A 17,929-nucleotide genomic window follows, 5' to 3' on the forward strand; every position below is an offset into this window, starting at 1 on the left:
AACTCGCCTACAAGATCGGTAAAGTAGGCGACTGCCGCCGGTCTGCTTCAAATTCATTGAGCAGACCGGCGGTTAAGGGGAGGAGTGGAAGGGCACGAAAACGAACGCTCAAGATATTGAGGCCCGTATCTGCAGGATCAATCCATCATCTCACGTTTCCACCCAACTCTTTCCTGCGTCTTATAATCGGCAGATTAGATACCATCCAGACCGTATAGATCTTTTATGAGTATCGCTTAATTCCCAACGCTGTCGTCACGTCATTCCATATCACTTGGACCATCTGCCTTGAGGTGTTCTCTTCGATGACAGCGAGGGTAAAGCACTACAAGGTCGTTAACGGACGTATCGCGCACACCTTTAGCAAGAATAATGCGATGGTGTACTTCGAACATCTTCCTTCGATCCTCAATTTTTATCCATTGATCATTTGCTGCGGTATAACCGCACTCTTCATCTTCGCATGTATATTCCCCAAATTTTTTAATATTTGAATCAAGTGCTGCATCTACTGCTGCTTTCGATCTAGCTTTTTCATATCGCGCTCTGCGTGGAATTAAATAACCCTCACGATATTTTTTTTCTTCCTTGATTACATTCGATGGAATTGACGAAGGACGATCCAGTATCACTTCACGTAGTCGACAACTGCCAATTTTGGAGGAAAGTCCAGAAGCTAGCTTATCAAGAGGGATTACATTCGTTCCGTCACTCTGATTGAATGGACGTGGCTCGCAGCTTAGAATATCCGCAAACGATACCGGGGGGTGACTCAACCAAACTCGGAGAAATGGCACTCCCATAGGCCACCGAAATTTACCATCATCCGAATTAAAATCTTCTCGCTGTAAATCTTCTTTATGTAAGATTTCTTCAGCAGGCAGATTCCCTGGATAGGCTAGAGCCACACCGTAGAGCGCGCGTGGAACTCCCCCATATTTAGCAGCTCGTTTCAAGCTACCCATAGCAAGTAAAAAGGGCTGTCGTGGATTCCCGCCCGTAGCTTTTACCTCTTTGGCCCGATTACATAGATAAAATTGCATACTATTTCCGGGAAGTACAGCAGCGCACCAGCGTAGACGCCCGTCTGCACCAAACTCACCTTCGCCGTATCCCATCACAGCACCAACAATGGATCCGAAAACAGCCTCCAATTCGGCCACATTTACTTCAGGGCCAGTAAACATCGGGGTCGTATTAATACTCATGCGAACTCTCTACGTTAATTCAACCCTGCAGTCTTTATATGTTTCGAGAATGCGATTTGTTGCAATAGCCATCATATGGAGCAGGAGCGCAATATAATTTATGGTAGAGTACCTATGCCTCATTTTGAGATGTTATTTTGGACTTGTGCTTGATCGCATGTGAGGCAGCTTCACGGACTAGGATGGTTCTGGTCTGAACAGGCCTCCAGGATTAGGCGATGCCCTGTTCTCGCAGAGCGAGCCGGTGCTGAAAACGGCTCTGCCAGCAAGCCTTCTATTTGGCGCCACCCATCAGCTGCATGTTAACCACATCAAGATGATCAAACCCCAGATTGCGCAGATTGTCATGCTCAGCTCTGGTCAGATTTTCCGCACTTTGGGGTGGTTGCCACAACACATCCTCACCTCGCACCACCCCCATCTTGGTCACGATCACAAGGCTATCATTATAAGAACGTAGCGCTTTCTGGATGATCTGGTTCGTGACATGCTAGCCATAGAAGTAACAAGTACCGATATGATTGACGCTAGCTTCGACAGCAAAGCTTTGAGCTAGTGATGTCCGGTATGTGAAAAGCGATCTAGACGGCTGCAGGTCTTACATGAAGGCGTAAGCGGCAGGTCCGCTTACGCCTTCATGTCGGTCATATAGGCGCGTTGAATGGTTTCCCGAAAGCCGACATTGCTCTGCAAACCACCATAAAGCGAGTTTTGGGACTTAGCTGCCGTTCGTAGGCACAGTGGCGAAAGTCACCTTCTGGCGGGAGCGGACATTTCTGTGGCTTCATATGCCCAATTGGCGTACCCAGCGCGAAGCTGTCGCCTCTGCTTCCGGGTAATGAGCGCGGTAAGGTGTGTCTGGCAAAGACCGACCCTCGGCAGGCATTCTCTCCCAGCGCCACTTCAATTGCGGCATTCTTGGACGGCTCCGGGTGCGCAGCCAATCGCAGCAGCCCTCTGCGTCGCTCAAGCGACGTGGATACCCGGCTGCTGGAGCCATTTGTCCACAGACTCTTGTGGATAGCGTCAGACCAATCTCGCTGGAACGCCGCTCAGCCAGCTCTGGTGCCAGACGCCAGCACGCCACTGCAGCTTGGCAGCACCGATAGCACCGGCTTCGATCTCGACAATGGCCATCGCGCGATCCACATCGTCAACATGACCATCCGCTGTCTCCTTGGGCCCGACGGCGAGCCCCATGCCCGTCTTCCCGCCCGCAAACGCCATGTTCGTGACGGCGAGGCAGCGCGCTTGCGACAGATTGCTCAGCCCGAATGCCCGCGCGTGCGCCCAGCGACCAGCGTCGATCGAACAATCGAAGATCGGCGTGAATATCCAGTCGGGCTGGAAGACGGTCACGACAGCTGGTGCGAAGACCGGCATCTCGCAGTCTTGGCAGATGAGGATCACGCAGCGGCCAAGGCCGTCGAGATCAGCAACAACCAGCGTGTCCCCGGCCGCATTGTCTTCAAGCGTGAGCCCTTTTGCATCAGGCTTGTCGATGCCATACTTGGCTGCAGTCTTGTGATCGACGCCGGCCGGCCAGAGCTTGCGCTGTCGCCACAGCTCCGTCCCCCGTGCATTGAGGACGCGCGTCTCATTCCAAGGCTGATCCTCGCCACTCAAGGCATTGCTGTTGCAACTGCCCGCGACGATGAGCTTGGGCACAGGCTTGGAATTCCCGGCGAGCGCGTCGGCCAGCCAATCATGGTGCGCCTCGTTCATGGCCAGCTCGGGCATGACTGCGATATCGATCCCGCCAAGTTCGGTCAGGGCCGCGAGCGCCGCGGCACCGGCGTCGAAATGAGGAGCTGGGCCATAACGCGCGAAGATACGGTCAGCATGGGGACGCGGCTCAGCGATAAGGTCGCCCGAAGTGATAGCCAACGGCACGAACCCAACCGTCTCGGATCCTGGCACGGAACTGGCGGGGACACCGGTGAACGGATCGAGCGGGATCGCCTTCATCTCGACCCTGATCGCACGGCCATCATGAGTCAGCGTGCGGGGCGCCACGGTGAGCGCCGCGAAATAATCAGAGAAGAGGTCTGCATTTGACGCGTGCGGGTTGCGGGACGCGCGCAGCAGCGGCCCGCGGGCTATCAGCTGCCAGTCAGCGGTTTGAAGATAAGCGCCGCTTTTGCGCCGCATAAAACGAGCATCGCGCAACCAGTCCGGCAGCGGTGGTGCCGCGGCAGTCAGGATGGCACGCGGATGGATGCGATAAAAGGCGTGATCGATTGCCTGCAGCACCGCCAATATGCGGCCACGCCAGACTTCCACGCTGAAGATTTTGCCTTCTACAAGATCCTTGAGCAGGTCGTGAGCCTCTGCTCCGGAGTGCCGCGCCAGAAAATCTGCGGCGAGATCTGCGAAGCCGACGTCTGGTCTTGGCGCGATTGCACGCTGCGAGGCGGTCCACGATGCCGCCAGCGAATGATAATCGACGAACAGGGTGGCCGGGCTGCGCTCCGGCGGGGCGGCCGCGTTCATTCCTTAGGCCCAGGCCGCTTTTTGAGGGCGAGGCGCTCTTGAAGCAGCGCCAGCTGCGCCAGTCCCTCCCTCGGCGCCGCCGGATTCCTGGCCAGCCGGCTGCGAAGCTCGTCGAGATGGGGCAAATCGACTTTTGCTCTCCAAGGCAGCACGATCCGCGCCTCCACGAACCTGCTGAGCAGCTCGACCAAGATCTGGACCAAGAACGGATAGTTCTCGTCGCGGGTACCCGGCTTCTCGTCGAGCAGCTCGGCGAGGGTATTGATGAAGTCAATCGCCCTCGCCAGGTTACGCGGACTCCGGCTGTAATATTGAAGGAACTGCTGCTGCCGACGCTCGGTCGAAGAAAGTGCCTTCTGCACAAACTCGATCGCCAGTTGCGGGTCTTTTGCTCGCAGTACCGCCTGACCGAGATCAATGAAGCGCACGACGAAAGCATTGGAGTTCCCTGTCCAGTCCAGTGCCTTTACCGCGTTGCGTGCCGCGTCTTCCGCACTGATGGCGCTGGCTGGAAGACGCGCCAGCCTGACATGCAGGTCGAAACGCAGGCGTGTCAGTTCGGCGCGGCTGCGCGCCTCATCCGATGAGACGGTCTTCAGCCCATTTTCATAGAATCGGCGTGCCGCATCCGGTTTGCCGCTGGCGACCTGGACATCGCCTCGCAGCAGCGCAAGGTCCATCTCCGAGATCAGCAGTTCGATGCGCGCGTCCCCTGAGATGCGGGGCGCAAGCTCGCCGCTCAGCTTGCCAAGTTCCACGATGAGCTGTTTGGCGGCGTCGGCATTGTCCAACATAAGGTGCAGCCGTGCCGCGCGCCGGCGGTTCGACAGAAGCCTCAGTTTCGCATCATCGCCCTGCAGGACCACCAGGATCGCTGCCGCTTCGTCGAGCAGCAGCAGTTCCTCGTCCTCCTCGATCGCGAGGCCCGCCACGTCTAAATAGAATCCGATATAGTCCACCAGCAGCGCCGACCATTGTGCCGAATTAGCGGCGGCAAGCTCGCGGAGCAGATTGAGAGCCAGCGACATCATAGTCGCGGCATCCGTATCCTCGCTGTTGCGCGCGAGATGGATGACCGTCGCGATCAGTGTGCGGATATATTCGCCACTGGTCTCGCCATCGACCGGATCCTCAAGCAAGCTTTCGATCAGTTGGGTGACCTCCTCCACCGCGCGCTCTGGATCCCTCGAACGCAGGCCGAGGATGTATTCCGACGTCGCCTGCCGCGGCTGCAGCCGTCGGCGGACCTGCGCCACCCAGTCCTCCCTGAGCTCGGGCATCTCGAAGCTCGCGTTGAGGAGCTTGTTGGCGAGGTTGAGATAATCGAGTGTGAGCGGATCGCTCGACGGCCGCTCCGATGTCACGAAGGCGATGGCCTCGTAGAAGGGCACGTTGGGCGCCTGCCGCACGGCGAGCCATTTTTGGTCGAACTCGATCTCGTCGGCTGCGAATCCGCCCTTGCGGCGCAGTTCCTTGCGAGCCCGGGCCCGGGCGTCGGATTCCTCGGACGTGTTCTCACGCGCGACGCGCATGGGAACGGCATGGAGCTGAACGCCCGCCGACCGCTTGGCACGGATGGCGCCACCCACCTGCGCGATGCCGTCAATATTCTGACGGTTGTAGATGTAGCAGAGCGCCACTTGGTCGGGGATCTGCATCGTGCAGATGCCCGCAACGTCAGCAAAGCCGGTTCGGCTGTCCAAGAGGATGTAATCGTAATTTGTCCTCGCCCAGTCGCGCAGCGCGGCAAGAAGGACACCACCCGCCTCGTCCGCGAAAAAGCTCGACCAGTCGAAGCGGGACAGAGCGTCCTCGTACGAGACCGGTTCTGGAGTCGCGATCGTCGCGGCCCCCGCGCCGATATGGTGAAGCGCGCCCTCTCTGGCAAGACCGTCGACATAGAGTGGCCGGACCATCTCGTCGAACGGCGCGCCCTCTCGGTAGCTCTCGACCAGCTTGGCGACGTCGTCCGTGGACCGGGCCTCCCGCAGGGCGCTCGACCATCCCCATACGAGGTCGAGCACGCCAGGTGCCGAACGGACCGCTCGGGCTTGGATCGGCTCCTGCATGCCCCGGAAGTAATAATGAAGGCCAGGGGCCTCAAGGTCCCAGTCCATGACCAGGACACGCTTGCCGTTCAGCGAAGCAAGAAACGCCACGTTGGCGAGCGCCATGGTCCTGCCCACGCCGCCCTTGAACGAGTAGAAAGTGACGATCTTCCCCGGACGTGATCCGGCAGCGGATTCAGGTGTCGGCAAGCGCGGCGTCCTTTTCCGTCACCACAGTCTCCAGCTCGTGCGCGAAGGTCGGCGCTACCCGCATGAATTCCGGCATCTCGCGCTTCTCACTGCGCGCCCAAGCCCGGACCGGCGGCGAAAGCCGCGTGCGCATCATCCGGCCGCCAGCCTGTTCGGCGAGATCGCGCGTTGCGGGCGTCAAGAAGTTAATAAGCCTCGTACCTTCGCGGCGATAGTCCACCGCCCCCATCTCTCTCAGCTTGCGCAGATTGCGGCTTACCGTTTCCGGCCGATGGCCAATCTCCTCGGCCAGCTCGACCCCCGTCAGGTCGTCAGCCCGAAGTGCCCGAACGTAGGGCGCCAGACTCTCGCTCGCGAGCAACTGCTCGAAGCCAGCATCGGCGCGCTTAGCGGCGATATCCGCGGCGAACTGGTGGGCGAAACTGATTTGGCCAAGGTCGAAGGCATGGCCGCTGGCAGTGCTCCGGCTGGCGGCATCCCGCCGCGCAGCGCGTCGAGCCTCCGGTTCCGCGCCTGCAGACGCCTGCACCAGCAGGTCCTCGAGCTGCGCCGCCAACGCGCGTATCTGCGCCGGATCCTTGTCCCCCGCCGCCTCGCGCAGACGTTCGGCAAGCTCCGTGTAAACGGCATAAGGCAGGGTGAGCGGCCCTTGATCCGCCACCAAGGAATCGAGATGGGTCCAGCGCTTCACGTTTGTCATGGCCATCAATTTAATCAGCCAACACTAAGTGTCAACTAACTATCAATGACACTTTCTTGACATGCCGATGGCGGACGCCATCTTTCGTATCCAATGCCCAGCCCGCCGTACCGTGCTCGCCGACAAGATTGCGAGGTACACTATGCGGGACCGAAGCGCTGCTTCGAGACCGTCCGACGCAAGCAATGTCTGCGTGAACTGCTTTGTCGACGATGATCTCAAAAAGGTCATCTTGCGTCATCGGCGAAAGGGCTGCTGCGCCTTCTACGGTTCACGCGGTGTGGCGGTCCTGCCGTTCCACGGCATGGTGTGGATTATCTCGAGCGCATCATCCATGCGAACTACAGTCGCGCGGTAGACGAGCTGCCTTGGGAATGCAGATATCGGGGCGGCTGAACTGCGCCCTATCCGTATTCCGGACGGACGGTGGAGGATGGCATAACGGCCGACCTCGTCTGGTTTAATGGAACGCCACGCTCTTTCCATCGGGCATCGAAACTCGCAACGATTACCAGTGAAGCTGGGTGATCGCTTCCACCGGTATGTCAGACGAAGGCGTTAATATCGTTCGGCACGTAGTTTAGTCGAGTAAGAACGTCTGTTATTTTACGTTCAAGCACGGATAGCGGACGTTCTGCTTCTCCCCCCTTAGCTGACAAACTTCTCCTCTCCAGCGCCAGTCAGAACCTGGAGAGTAAGATATTCCCCCGGCTACGACCACGGCGCTCATACCCACACCGGCGCAGCACCGGAAAGACGTCCTGGACCCACCGGCCATGCTCGGTATCTTCCATGATGAGATGACCAGGCCACAATGTCGCCGGCGCCTCGCGGAAAAACGGTAGGAGAGCCCGGTCTTCGTAGCCTTCGATATCGATCTTCAGCACATGCACGGCCGTCACATCGCAGGCCTGCAGAATATCCAGAAGCGGACGGATCCGCACCGCAGCGCCATGTCCCGCACCAATCCGACCACCGCCAAAATCCCCGTTCACGCACGAGCTGACCAGAGCCCTCCTGATCGCCCACCGCGACACGCAAGAGATCGGCCCGCATCCCGTTTAGCTTCATATTGGTGGCCAGCCGCCCGAACAGGACCGGGTTCGGCTCGATGGCGATGACGCGGGCTTCTCTCTGCGCAGCAAAGAGGGAGAAGAACCCCATATTCGCGCCAACATCCACAAACGTCCCGCCTTTCGGCAGATGGCGACGCAGCCATTTCAGCTCCCGATGATTGTAGTACGTGCCACACACCGCCGACTTTGCGTCCGTCTGGTTGTCCTGAGGGTAAAACCGCACCCTCAGTCCGAACAGGATCGCATCGACAGGACCTGAGGAGCAGTCTTTCTTGAACCGCTCCATGAACGGCCGTCGCAGACGACTGTATCCCAACGGCGTGTTGAAAAAGACCTTCCGGATCTTCTTCTGCACATCCGTCGTAAGCGTCCGGAGATGACACGCTGCGATCCTGCTTGAGGTGTGCCTTTATCGTGCCTTCACTACGGGTATTGGAGTGTCATGATGAATCGGGAAGAGGTTTGGCGAGACCGGCTTGTCCTGTTTGCTGAGAGCGGGCTGACGCAGACTGCTTTCTGCAGCCGCCATGGTCTCAGCGCCAAAGCTCTTCGTCTCTGGGCGCGCCGGCTCGGTTTTGTCTGGCCACCCCCGATCAAGGCTTCGACCCCGGAGAGTGCATCAGGAGAACGGGCTAAGGAATTCTCTGGCTCGTCTAGGACGGATCTTGCGATCCCCGTAGGGGATCTGAAAAGTCTTCTGGCCGTCCGGGTGCGTAAGACATGGACGCCCGAAGAGAGTTTGGCGCTTCTGGTCGATGCCCGGCAATCAGGGATGTCGCTGGATCGCTATGCCAAAATGAACGGTCTGACTCCCAGTATGCTGTATCGTTGGCAGAAACAGTTCGCAGATCAAATCGCAGAATGTCCGGCTGAGCCCCTGGCACGTCAGCCGAAATTTGCCTCAGTTAAAATCGAAGAGATCCCTTCCACGCCCCAAACACAAGTCTCTCCGCTTGTCTCGAAAGACAGGCAAAACCCCGAAGCGCATATTGAGATCTTGCTGCGCAATGGGCGTATCCTGCGGGTTACTCCTCCGATCGACTTCGACGTGATGACCCGACTGGCGGATGCGCTCGAGGCTGCGGCATGATCAGCCTGCCACCTCATATCCGGGTCCATGTGGCCCTGGGCTACACCGATCTGCGCAAGGGAATCGACGGGTTGTCGGTGCTGGTGCAGGAGACGCTGCGGGCCGATCCGTTCAGCGGGCATGTGTTTGTGTTTCGCGGCCGAAAGGCCGGACTGATCAAGATGCTGTATCACGATGGCAACGGCATGTGCCTGTATGTGAAGCGCCTCGATCAGGGGATCTTTACGTGGCCGGTCACACAGGCCAGCCCAGGAGAACCGGCGACGGTTCTGCTCACCCCGGCCCGATTGTCGATGCTTCTGGAAGGGCTGGACTGGCGGGCACAGGCCCCTGCACGACGCATGCTGATGGCAGGGTAAAACGCGCCGATTTTTCTTGCAAAAACCCCCAGAAAACTGGCATTTTATACGCATGCGGATTGCCCTCGACAACCTGCCATTTGACCCGGTTACCCTGCAAGCCATGGTGCGGGATCTGGCGGGTGCAGTCGATGAGGGGCAGATCGAGATTGATCGCTTGCGGCAAATGATCCGGGAGTTCCAGCGCGCCAGGTTCGGTCGTCGTGCCGAAACACTCGAACCCGACCAGCTCCTGTTTACGCTTGAGGCTGATGCTGACCAACGGCCCCCTATGACGCCGATCTCCACGACACTACCGGACATCAGCGGCATAGCGCCGACCGTAAAACCATCGCATCGCAAAGCCCTGCCAGAGCACCTGCCGCGCACGGACGTGACGATCCTGCCCGAGGTGACAGCCTGCCCGTCCTGCGGTGGCGCACTGCGCGACGCAGGCACGACTACCAGTGAAATGCTGGACTGGGTTCCGGCCTCGGTGCGGGTCGCGCGGATCAACCGGCCCAAATGCGCGTGTCGCGCCTGCGGGACGCTGCATCAGGCTCCGGCGCCTGAGCGCATCGCCGAAGGATGTCTCGCCACGCCGGGTTTGATCGCGCATGTGCTGACCAGTCGCTATTGCGATCACCTGCCGCTGTATCGCCAAAGCCAGATGTTGGCCCGTCACGGTGTCGCTCTCGCGCGTTCCACGCTGGCCGATTGGGTCAAGGCCGCCGTCTGGTGGCTGGCCCCGCTGCGCGACCAGTTGATGAACCATGTCTGTGCCGCAGAACGAGTTTTCGCAGACGACACCCCACTGCCCATCCTTGATCCAGGACGCGGACGCACCCGAACTGGACGGCTCTGGGCCTACACGTGCGACGATCGTTCCTTTGGCGGTACGGCCCCACCCGCCGTGGTGTTTTATGCGACACCGGATCGCACGTCCGCCTGGCCCGCCCGTCATTTGAAGAACTATCGCGGCGTTCTGCAAGTCGACGGTTATGCCGGGTTTGAGCATCTGACACAGGACGGAAAAATCCATCTGGCGGCCTGCTGGGCACACACGCGCCGCAAGTTTTATGAGTTGCACCAGACAGGATCGCCAATCGCAACCGAGGCTTTGATGCAGATCCGGTCTCTGTATGAAATTGAGGCATCCCTTCGGGGATTACCGCCTGATCAGCGTCGAACCCTTCGACAGATGCACAGTCGACCGCGTGTTGAGGCGCTGGAACTCTGGCTCCGACAAAAACTGACTTTGCTCCCCTCCCGCGCCAGACTGGCAGAAGCGATCCGCTATGCGTTAAACCGCTGGGATGATCTCGCGCGGTTTATCGAGGACGGGCGCATAGATCTCGACACCAATCCGGTAGAACGGGCCATTCGACCTGTCACGCTTGGTCGCAAGAATGCTCTGTTCGCGGGCAGCGAGGGCGGCGCCAACCGATGGGCCATCGTGGCGTCCCTGGTCGAAACGGCCAAGCTCAATGGGATCGAGCCGTTTACCTGGCTGCGCGATGTGCTGACACGCATGATCGACGGACATCCAGCAGCTCGCATCGCCGAACTGCTTCCATTTCCCCAAAGCGCCAACGGCTGATTTGGGGGGATAGTATTGAAAAAGTCAGATTGAGGTGTCTGCTCAGGATTTTGTATGCAATTGGGAATGAAAATTCACCATGATTACAAAGCCCTATACATTATGATATCGAACCTAAATGTTGAGCAGAAGCTCCAGCGGGACTTTTTCAACACAATCGGGGGATAGCGGAAAGTCCGTTTCATACGCCCAGTCCGTTAAAAGCGGGCATCTCAGCCAGTCTCAGAGCAAATTATCCTGAGAAACAATGTTAAAACCACGCGTCGAGGATAGGTGGTTCCAGATAGGGCGTCAGTTGCACGAGAGAGGCAAAGCTTCTGGTTTTCTTCCTGCCGCTTTCAGATTATCAAAATCAGCTCTCTTAGTGAGAAAACGTGTAATTCTATTACTAGAGTTTATCCATATAAAGTCATTAACGGTTTCATTATTTATGGTTTTTGCTTGAAAATTTCATGACTGACAAAGAGTTTCTTGACCTTTCGCAAGGTATCATTTCGTAACGAACGTCCACCTTTGGCCGCCCCCGTTATGACGAGGATATGGCTCTTCAACCAAGCCTATTTAAGTGAGATAATTTCATGAGTTCTGATGCAATTTTTGGGCTACCGTCTGCCCAGACAGACCACAGCATCATTTTTGCCACCGGTTCAACCGGAGCTTTGGGCTCAGACGCTTTGGTTGCTGCTACAAATGGGCAGAGCAGCCCAAGCGGTACCGGCAACTATTTGGGAACAACTTTTCTCGCGAAGGCGGTCGATCAGCTCTATGCTGCGAACTTGACGCCTATTCATGAGAAATTGGCGGCAGTCTCAACGAGTTCTTCCATAGCCAGTCCCAGTGTCGAGAACGACCCGAATTCCGCTTCTTCATCAAAGATATTTTTCGTCACTAGCATACCTACCGAAACGAGTAATACGGCAGCTCCCTCAACAGATCTTTCTACGAGTCAAAATAACGGAGCGGTTGCTATCCAAGCAAGATCGTTAGTCGATACGTCTTCTTTTTCCTGGCCGACATTTGCTCCAGCAGTTGCTGCAGTCGTTTGATACTGATGCTGCCGCCGTTAAATACCTTTTTAATATGATCGAAGAGCGAGATCCTACAGCCGACGAGCAGAGCGTCTACAGTGCAAAAATAGATGCACTCCCCGTGACGGTTACGGTTGTTGGCAACATCGTGCATTACAATCGGGAAATCACGCCAGTCGCCTCGGAAATTGCCCATCTACAAATCACAACAGACAAGCTTCAGAGCCAATTCCAGACGGCTATGGGACAAACTGTTTCCGATGATATCATTTCAGCGGGAGAGGATGATCTCGCTCAAGGCGTTCCTTTTAGTACGCTGCGCGAGGCTATCTTTAATTCTTCAGCAGAAACGAACGCGATCAGTACCGTCTATCAGAACATCTACGGTCAAGCTGCAACCACTTCAGACCAGCAATATGCTCAGCTCCAACTGTATCAGGGCGGCGTGACCTTCGATCAGTTCCAAATCAACGAGGCCCATTCCGCCCGGGAAACAGAAGCTCTCAAGCAGATCATTCGTGATGTTCAGGATCGTGAACCTGCGGATTCAGACAGCGCCTGGATCCAGGGTACAGAAGATTCGATCGGAAATGGACAGATCAGTTACGCTGACGCTCGTAACGCACTCATCGACTTTGAAGGAGAAAACGGAGTTTTCGACGCCTATGAGCAGAAGCTCTATGGCGTCAACGCAAGTGATGCCGATCGACAGTGGTTGCGGGATTCCCTGCATTCCGGCTGGAGTTTGGCGGCTCTGCGAAATGTTGATGCCCATTCGGATCGAGAAACAGCAGCTCTTCAGCAGCTTATTCGCGACATTCAGGATCGCGAGCCAGTAGATGCAGACAAGGCGTGGATTCAAGGTACCGAAGATGCACTGGGGAGTAGCCAGACAAGCTTCACAGCTACACGTGATGGACTGATCGACCTCGATGGTGAAAATGCAGTCTTCGATGCCTATGATCAGGCGCTTTATGGATCGAATGCAGATCAGGCGACCCGCGACTGGCTGCGCGCCTCTCTGCATGCTGGCTGGACGATGGCCGGTATCCGTGAGGTTGATGCTCATTCAGCTCTGGAGAAGCAGACGATTGGTCAGGTCATCCGGGACGTTCAGGGGCGCGAACCCGACGACACTCGTGACGCAGCATTTTTCTCTGAGACCATGGATGATTTGGGGGCTGGCAGGGAAACTCTGGCCCAGGTCTATACAGGCCTTGCCTCGTGGGACGCGGATTTTCTCAAACCGGCCATGACGTTCATCACGTCACAGAATGTCGGGGCTGATGATGCCTGGATTGTCTCGTCCATCCAGCAGATTGGTGCTCGGGAAACGACTTATTGGGGCGCTGTGCAAGGTTTGGCACAGTCTGATGCAGCCTATGCCCAGATCCAGAACGTCTATGCGGACTGGGGGCAGCTTCCCCCAAACACGACAGAACTTCAGACAGCAGGCACGGCGCTTTATAATCTCTCCTATGCCTGGATCACCACAGTGCAGACTTTGAGTGCCGATCAACTCGCTACGCAGGCAGCAGCCTATAATCCATCCGTATCTGTTTCTTTCCAGGATATGGTCAGCAACCTTGCATCTTCCACGACACAGGCCGTTGGCCTGGAAGCCAATTTGCTGGTTAATACCTATCTTGAGACCTCAGCAGATCCTGATGCTGCCAAAGCTGATCTTGCGGCAGGTGGTGAGAATGCGCTTGCCGCAGCCTTGGATGAGGGGTCTGTCCTGACAGAGCTCAAGAAGATTGAAAACGAAAACACTAATGACTGCGATCCTGTCGTTTTTCGAAATAACAAGACCATCGTGGAAAATATCAAGAACAGTGACGTTATGGCTGCCAACCAGACGTTTGGCGACGTCAACGGGAGCACCTGGGATCAGAGCTACAAAGATCTGGGGATTCAATGGAAGACAAAGACGAGCGGAACAACCACTAACCAACAAGGTTTACCTTACGAGGCCTGGGTGCAGAACCGGCTCAATCCATCACAGGATGCGAACGGCGTGATCTGGCTTCAGCCTCTGAAGGCGAACTGGAAGGTCTTCGATCACTGGGACGAAAAGAATGCCATTGCTACAAGCGACAAGACGATTAACCTTGCAGCTCCGAGCTACAAGAGCAGTCCTTACGCTGTCGCTGCCCGGGTCGAGGCCAGTGTTGACAAGATGCTTGGCTATATCACTGACGGAACCAAAGATGAAACCGTGAGGTTCAATGCAGGGGATATTGGTTCTTACGTGCTGAACCTGGCTGTTCCCTATATTGCGGATCCTGAGGCGATGGATCCGCAGACCGCTGCGGAATGGAAGGCCCTTTGCCGCGCCTATCATGATGCCCTAGCTGAAATGTCAGCCGAAAGCAAAATCTTCACGTTCAATATTACTACGGTAAGCTGATGAATAAGCCACAACCCCAAGAACGCTCTCGTCCGCCGCGTACAAAGTACAAATCGTGTTTTGTCGGTCGAACTGATAAATTCATTGCTATTGTCTCCGACGAAATCTGGGCCGGGATGTATTTCTCCCGCCATGGGCTGGCGATTCATGCGATCCGGGAGGTCACGCCTGAATGGATTGGCGCTCACGTGCGGCAGGCGCTTGAAACAAGCGAGTACTGTGCGCCTCCTCTGGGTGTCTCGATTGATCACGGTCAGCTCGTAACCATGAAGGGCGCCTCAACCGAGAGACGACTGGCGTTCTGGGACGAGATTGCGAGCACATATGGCTACAAGGACAGGGAAGCGGCCTGGAAGAAGCGCGATCAGCTTTTTATTTCGTGGTTTTACGAGACCGAGCCTGACATCATCATTAGAGCCTCGAAAAGTTCACGAAGCGGAAGTCACAGTGCCTGGCCACGCGGCATGAACGAAGGGCGGGTGTTTCATGTTCCCTTTGCTGCATCCGATGAGGAAATTGGTGAGACCGTGTTGAAAGCACTGGCAAAATGCGAAGGACCAGGGAAATCGACACAGCCTGTCTTTCCTTAAAAACGGAAGGAGTGGGCCTCCCTCGTCATCTGGTCTTGGAACGTATGACTTTGGAGGCGCGGATCGCGTTTCTCCTTCTCGCGCTCCAAGAAATAGAAAACCGTGTTGCTGGCGACAGTAAAACCATCGACTTCAGAGTGAAGGATATTGCCTGACGATGGTTGCTCCAGGCGAAAACGGTATTGTGCGATACGCTCAGCTGATCCGCACCCGGAAGTATGTTGCGGTGATTTCCATGGACAATCGCGGGGGCAGCTTCTTCTCTGTCACCGGATGGTCCACGTTCATTGATCGAAAAGACGCTACGCCCGAGTGGATCGGGGAAAACCTGAAAAAGGCGCTTCAGACAAGTCGGGACCTTCTCACGGAATGGGGTAACTCCCCTTTGCGAGCTGAAAAAGTGTTGCTGAAAGTAAAAAATCGGGTCCGCTTTACATGGAGTTCTGGGGCCGGGTTCAGGAGACATACGGCTTCAAGGACTGGCGGGATGCCCGGAAAAAATCAGCTCTGGTTTTTGCCGATTGGGAATGCGAGCAGACGGATCAGGTCCGTCTGGCAGCGTCGAAGGGGCGGGGAACAAGTCACTCCGCCTGGTATTCGAACGAAAATGCCGGGAAGGTCTTTCATGCCTCGATCAATGCCAGCGATCAGGAGTTTGGTGAGATCGCCATACAGGCCCTTAATGTCTGCCAGCCAAACTATCTGTGAACTTCCGCTTTTGGGAATTCCACTTGGTGCGGTCTACCTCCGAGAGGTGGGCGTAAGCAGCCGCCAATTGTGCAATTATCGGACGCTTACGGAGGACCAGCCCGGTCCTCCCTTGCGAAGCCAAAAAAACGACAGAACCCCTCTGATCATTTTTCATCATGAGAGAGGGAGAGAGGTTGAGTTCTGCACCGCCGCCCTCCGGGCGGCGCGACCCCGGAACGGGAGCGCGTGCAGGTCCGGATGACGCGTCACAGCGTGATGCGGACGCCCCCGGCAGGGCACGAAAATGAAACAGTTTTAAGGGACTGTTTTGAAAGGGTTTTTGGAGCTTTGCGCCAAAAACCCAGTATCGTGCCATCTTAAGCGATCTGGCAGCACGATTTCATGGCGCATTGCCATGGTCTGAGGTTGCTGATCGGGCATCGCTCTGATCCGCTCTCGGCGTGTGACGCTTGAATGACGCATCCCAGGTCCGCGCGATGGCGACATGACGCATGGATGACGCGTCACGGAGGGTGTCCGGACTGGCATGACGCATGAATGACACATGCGTGACGCGTCATCGGGCGTTTGAGGGGCCTTCAGTGCGATCAGCAGAGTTCATGCATTTTGCCACAGACGCAAAGAGGGATTCTGAAGGCGCAGGAACCATTCCTTGTCCGGAAAGATTTTCTGAAGTTTGAGGTCTGTTCAGGCGTCTGAATCCTCGATGTCAGAGTCTTTCCAGGTGAACAGCGGCGCACTGTCAGGATTGGGACGCTGAGGCTTTGCGACCGCCTCACTCGATTGACCGGCACAGAAGCGTTCCCAGGCAAACATCATCTCTGAACGCCTGTTGAAGAGATCCCCGCGGCGATAGGCGGCCTCAACCTTGTCACCGATGGCATGGGCCAAAGCCATTTCGGCGACCTCGCGTGGAAAGTCGGTTTCCTCGGCCGCCCAGTCCCGGAAGCTGGAGCGCAAACCATGGATCGTCACATCCTTCGTGCCTGCGGCCTGATGGAGGGCCTTCGAGACTGCGACATCGCTCAACGGTGATCCGACCCGGCCACCGGGAAACACGAAACTGTCCTCACCGAGACTGGATCTCAGGGTGTGGACTTTATACAGCAATGCTATCGCTCCGTTCGTCAGGGGCACACGATGCTCCCGCCCGGCCTTCATCCGCTCGGCCGGGATGGTCCAGATCTTTTTCCTTAGATCGATCTCCGACCACAGGGCCTTGCGGACCTCGCCAGACCGGGTTGCGGTCAGGCAGACGAACCGTGCAGCAAGAGCTCCCACGCCATGCTCGGCGCCGAGCCGGCTATAAACCGGCGGGAGGTCGCGATAGGGCAAGGCGGCATGATGCAACACCTTGGTGACGGCCGTGGGCTTGGGAAGGATGTTGGCCAGATGCCCCCGCCAGCGGGCCGGGTTCTCACCCTCGCGCCAGTGATGGCTCTGCGCATAGTCTAGAATACGCTCCATCCGGCCACGCAGCCGTGTTGCGGTCTCGGTTGTGCTCTCCCAGATCGGTCGCAGGACAGCGAGCACGTCCTCTGTCTGCACGCTGCCAATCGGTTTCTGACCGAGGACGGGATAAACATGACGGTCCAGAGAGCTGCGCCACATGGGCGCCGAGCGCGGATCTTTCCAGCCCGGCGCCTGTTCGGTGATGTACTGCTCGGCAACCTGCGCGAAGGTGCGCTCCTGAACGTCGAGGCCCTTCTGGCGGCCCTTTTCTTCCAGGGGGTCGGTCCCCTCCAGAAGCAGGCGCCGGTTCTCGGCTGCCCGGAGTCGGGCATCAGCCAGAGAAATATCCCGGGCGGGACCGAGTCCCATCTCCCGTCTTTTGCCGGTCTTTGGGCTTTTATAGCGGAAGGTCCAGGCCCGGGTGTCGCCCCGGACGGTGATCCATAAATTTCCGCCATCGCCGTGAACCCCGTCTTTGAGGGAGGCGACCTTGCGGGCATTCATCTGGTTCGGCGGAAGCTTGCTCATGGCTTTTCAGTCCCATCTTCCGTCCCACCTTACGGGATGGGTTTCAATGCGTCTATCTGCTTCTTCAGGATGGCATGGATTTCTGTAAAGCCATGAAAAACAAGGGTTATTGCGCTGATCTGCTTTTCCGTGATACCCTACATCGGCGGACACCCTCTCCGCCAGATAAATAAAAAAATCTTTATTAGTCCGTGGACGGTTAGGGTAGAACGATACACTCGATCTCTGGAGCCACTTTAGTGCTTACAGGCTTATAAAAGTCTCAGGCCTTGCACGTATTGTTCAAGAATGTGTCGGGCACGTTTCGTGCGACTGAAAAGTATCTCGTGCAAATATACAGAAAAGAACTGAGGCTGATATTTTCATAATATGCTGTGAAGCGGCAGAACGGGTGCAATCTTTAATCAATGTTTGCCAGAACGTATCGTATCTGATGATTTAGGATAC

General features: G+C 56.7%; 13 protein-coding genes and 1 pseudogene. 7 read left to right on the forward strand and 7 right to left on the reverse strand.

The features are described from left to right. Positions 1–260: 260 nt before the first annotated feature. From GFR01_RS15545 to GFR01_RS16200, 5 genes and pseudogenes are all read right to left on the reverse strand, one after another. A complete protein-coding gene (locus GFR01_RS15545) occupies positions 261–1,208 on the reverse strand; it encodes an HNH endonuclease (protein ID WP_145994569.1) in 948 nt (315 codons plus the stop codon). Positions 1,209–2,234: 1,026 nt separating this feature from the next. After that, positions 2,235–3,701, reverse strand: a complete 1,467-nt coding sequence (locus GFR01_RS11225) for a hypothetical protein (RefSeq protein ID WP_099182554.1) — start codon at positions 3,699–3,701, stop codon at positions 2,235–2,237. After that, entirely contained in the window at positions 3,698–5,959 is a 2,262-nt protein-coding gene (locus GFR01_RS11230; RefSeq protein ID WP_099182555.1) for a KGGVGR-motif variant AAA ATPase, read from the reverse strand. The genes GFR01_RS11225 and GFR01_RS11230 overlap by 4 nt, the downstream gene beginning before the upstream one ends. Then, complete coding sequence (locus GFR01_RS11235) at positions 5,946–6,665, reverse strand: helix-turn-helix domain-containing protein (protein WP_099182556.1); 720 nt, start codon at positions 6,663–6,665, stop codon at positions 5,946–5,948. Before GFR01_RS11235 ends, GFR01_RS11230 begins: the two co-directional genes overlap by 14 nt. Before the next feature lie 674 nt (positions 6,666–7,339). Then, positions 7,340–8,126, reverse strand: a pseudogene (locus tag GFR01_RS16200) (FkbM family methyltransferase). 51 nt (positions 8,127–8,177) lie between these two features. Between GFR01_RS16200 and tnpA the strand changes: the two are divergent. The 7 genes from tnpA (at position 8,178) to GFR01_RS16035 (ending at position 15,499) form a co-directional block, all read left to right on the forward strand. Beyond that, positions 8,178–8,825, forward strand: coding sequence for an IS66 family insertion sequence element accessory protein TnpA (gene tnpA, locus GFR01_RS11245; RefSeq protein WP_099182557.1), 648 nt, complete (start codon positions 8,178–8,180; stop codon positions 8,823–8,825). After that, complete coding sequence (tnpB, locus tag GFR01_RS11250) at positions 8,822–9,184, forward strand: IS66 family insertion sequence element accessory protein TnpB (protein WP_099182558.1); 363 nt, start codon at positions 8,822–8,824, stop codon at positions 9,182–9,184. Before tnpA ends, tnpB begins: the two co-directional genes overlap by 4 nt. Before the next feature lie 52 nt (positions 9,185–9,236). Beyond that, a complete protein-coding gene (tnpC, locus tag GFR01_RS11255) occupies positions 9,237–10,763 on the forward strand; it encodes an IS66 family transposase (RefSeq protein WP_099182559.1) in 1,527 nt (508 codons plus the stop codon). Positions 10,764–11,341: 578 nt separating this feature from the next. Continuing rightward, a complete protein-coding gene (locus tag GFR01_RS15550; RefSeq protein WP_145994570.1) occupies positions 11,342–11,809 on the forward strand; it encodes a hypothetical protein in 468 nt (155 codons plus the stop codon). 34 nt (positions 11,810–11,843) lie between these two features. After that, on the forward strand, positions 11,844–14,201 hold the full coding sequence (locus GFR01_RS11260; protein WP_145994571.1) for an endonuclease toxin domain-containing protein: 2,358 nt from the start codon (positions 11,844–11,846) through the stop codon (positions 14,199–14,201). Then, on the forward strand, positions 14,201–14,791 hold the full coding sequence (locus GFR01_RS11265) for a contact-dependent growth inhibition system immunity protein (RefSeq protein WP_099182561.1): 591 nt from the start codon (positions 14,201–14,203) through the stop codon (positions 14,789–14,791). Before GFR01_RS11260 ends, GFR01_RS11265 begins: the two co-directional genes overlap by 1 nt. A gap of 435 nt (positions 14,792–15,226) precedes the next feature. Then, complete coding sequence (locus GFR01_RS16035; RefSeq protein WP_244902272.1) at positions 15,227–15,499, forward strand: hypothetical protein; 273 nt, start codon at positions 15,227–15,229, stop codon at positions 15,497–15,499. Positions 15,500–15,881: 382 nt separating this feature from the next. On the opposite strand, the gene GFR01_RS15735 is transcribed toward GFR01_RS16035, so the two are convergent. Both GFR01_RS15735 and GFR01_RS11275 read right to left on the reverse strand, forming a co-directional pair. After that, complete coding sequence (locus GFR01_RS15735; protein WP_167384247.1) at positions 15,882–16,037, reverse strand: hypothetical protein; 156 nt, start codon at positions 16,035–16,037, stop codon at positions 15,882–15,884. A 152-nt stretch (positions 16,038–16,189) separates the two neighbouring features. Further along, positions 16,190–17,482, reverse strand: coding sequence for a tyrosine-type recombinase/integrase (locus GFR01_RS11275; protein ID WP_099182562.1), 1,293 nt, complete (start codon positions 17,480–17,482; stop codon positions 16,190–16,192). Positions 17,483–17,929 lie beyond the last annotated feature (447 nt).

The organism is Gluconobacter frateurii (assembly GCF_002723955.1).
GTDB lineage: Bacteria > Pseudomonadota > Alphaproteobacteria > Acetobacterales > Acetobacteraceae > Gluconobacter > Gluconobacter frateurii.

Bases quoted from the DNA above. Each gene is read 5' to 3' on its own strand.
- GFR01_RS15545 (WP_145994569.1), bottom strand. From the start codon at position 1,208: ATGAGTATTAATACGACCCCGATGTTTACTGGCCCTGAAGTAAATGTG.
- GFR01_RS11225 (WP_099182554.1), bottom strand. From the start codon at position 3,701: ATGAACGCGGCCGCCCCGCCGGAGCGCAGCCCGGCCACCCTGTTCGTC.
- GFR01_RS11235 (WP_099182556.1), bottom strand. From the start codon at position 6,665: ATGGCCATGACAAACGTGAAGCGCTGGACCCATCTCGATTCCTTGGTG.
- tnpA (WP_099182557.1), top strand. From the start codon at position 8,178: ATGATGAATCGGGAAGAGGTTTGGCGAGACCGGCTTGTCCTGTTTGCT.
- tnpB (WP_099182558.1), top strand. From the start codon at position 8,822: ATGATCAGCCTGCCACCTCATATCCGGGTCCATGTGGCCCTGGGCTAC.
- tnpC (WP_099182559.1), top strand. From the start codon at position 9,237: ATGCGGATTGCCCTCGACAACCTGCCATTTGACCCGGTTACCCTGCAA.
- GFR01_RS15550 (WP_145994570.1), top strand. From the start codon at position 11,342: ATGAGTTCTGATGCAATTTTTGGGCTACCGTCTGCCCAGACAGACCAC.
- GFR01_RS11260 (WP_145994571.1), top strand. From the start codon at position 11,844: ATGATCGAAGAGCGAGATCCTACAGCCGACGAGCAGAGCGTCTACAGT.
- GFR01_RS11265 (WP_099182561.1), top strand. From the start codon at position 14,201: ATGAATAAGCCACAACCCCAAGAACGCTCTCGTCCGCCGCGTACAAAG.
- GFR01_RS16035 (WP_244902272.1), top strand. From the start codon at position 15,227: ATGGAGTTCTGGGGCCGGGTTCAGGAGACATACGGCTTCAAGGACTGG.
- GFR01_RS15735 (WP_167384247.1), bottom strand. From the start codon at position 16,037: ATGCGTCATGCCAGTCCGGACACCCTCCGTGACGCGTCATCCATGCGT.
- GFR01_RS11275 (WP_099182562.1), bottom strand. From the start codon at position 17,482: ATGAGCAAGCTTCCGCCGAACCAGATGAATGCCCGCAAGGTCGCCTCC.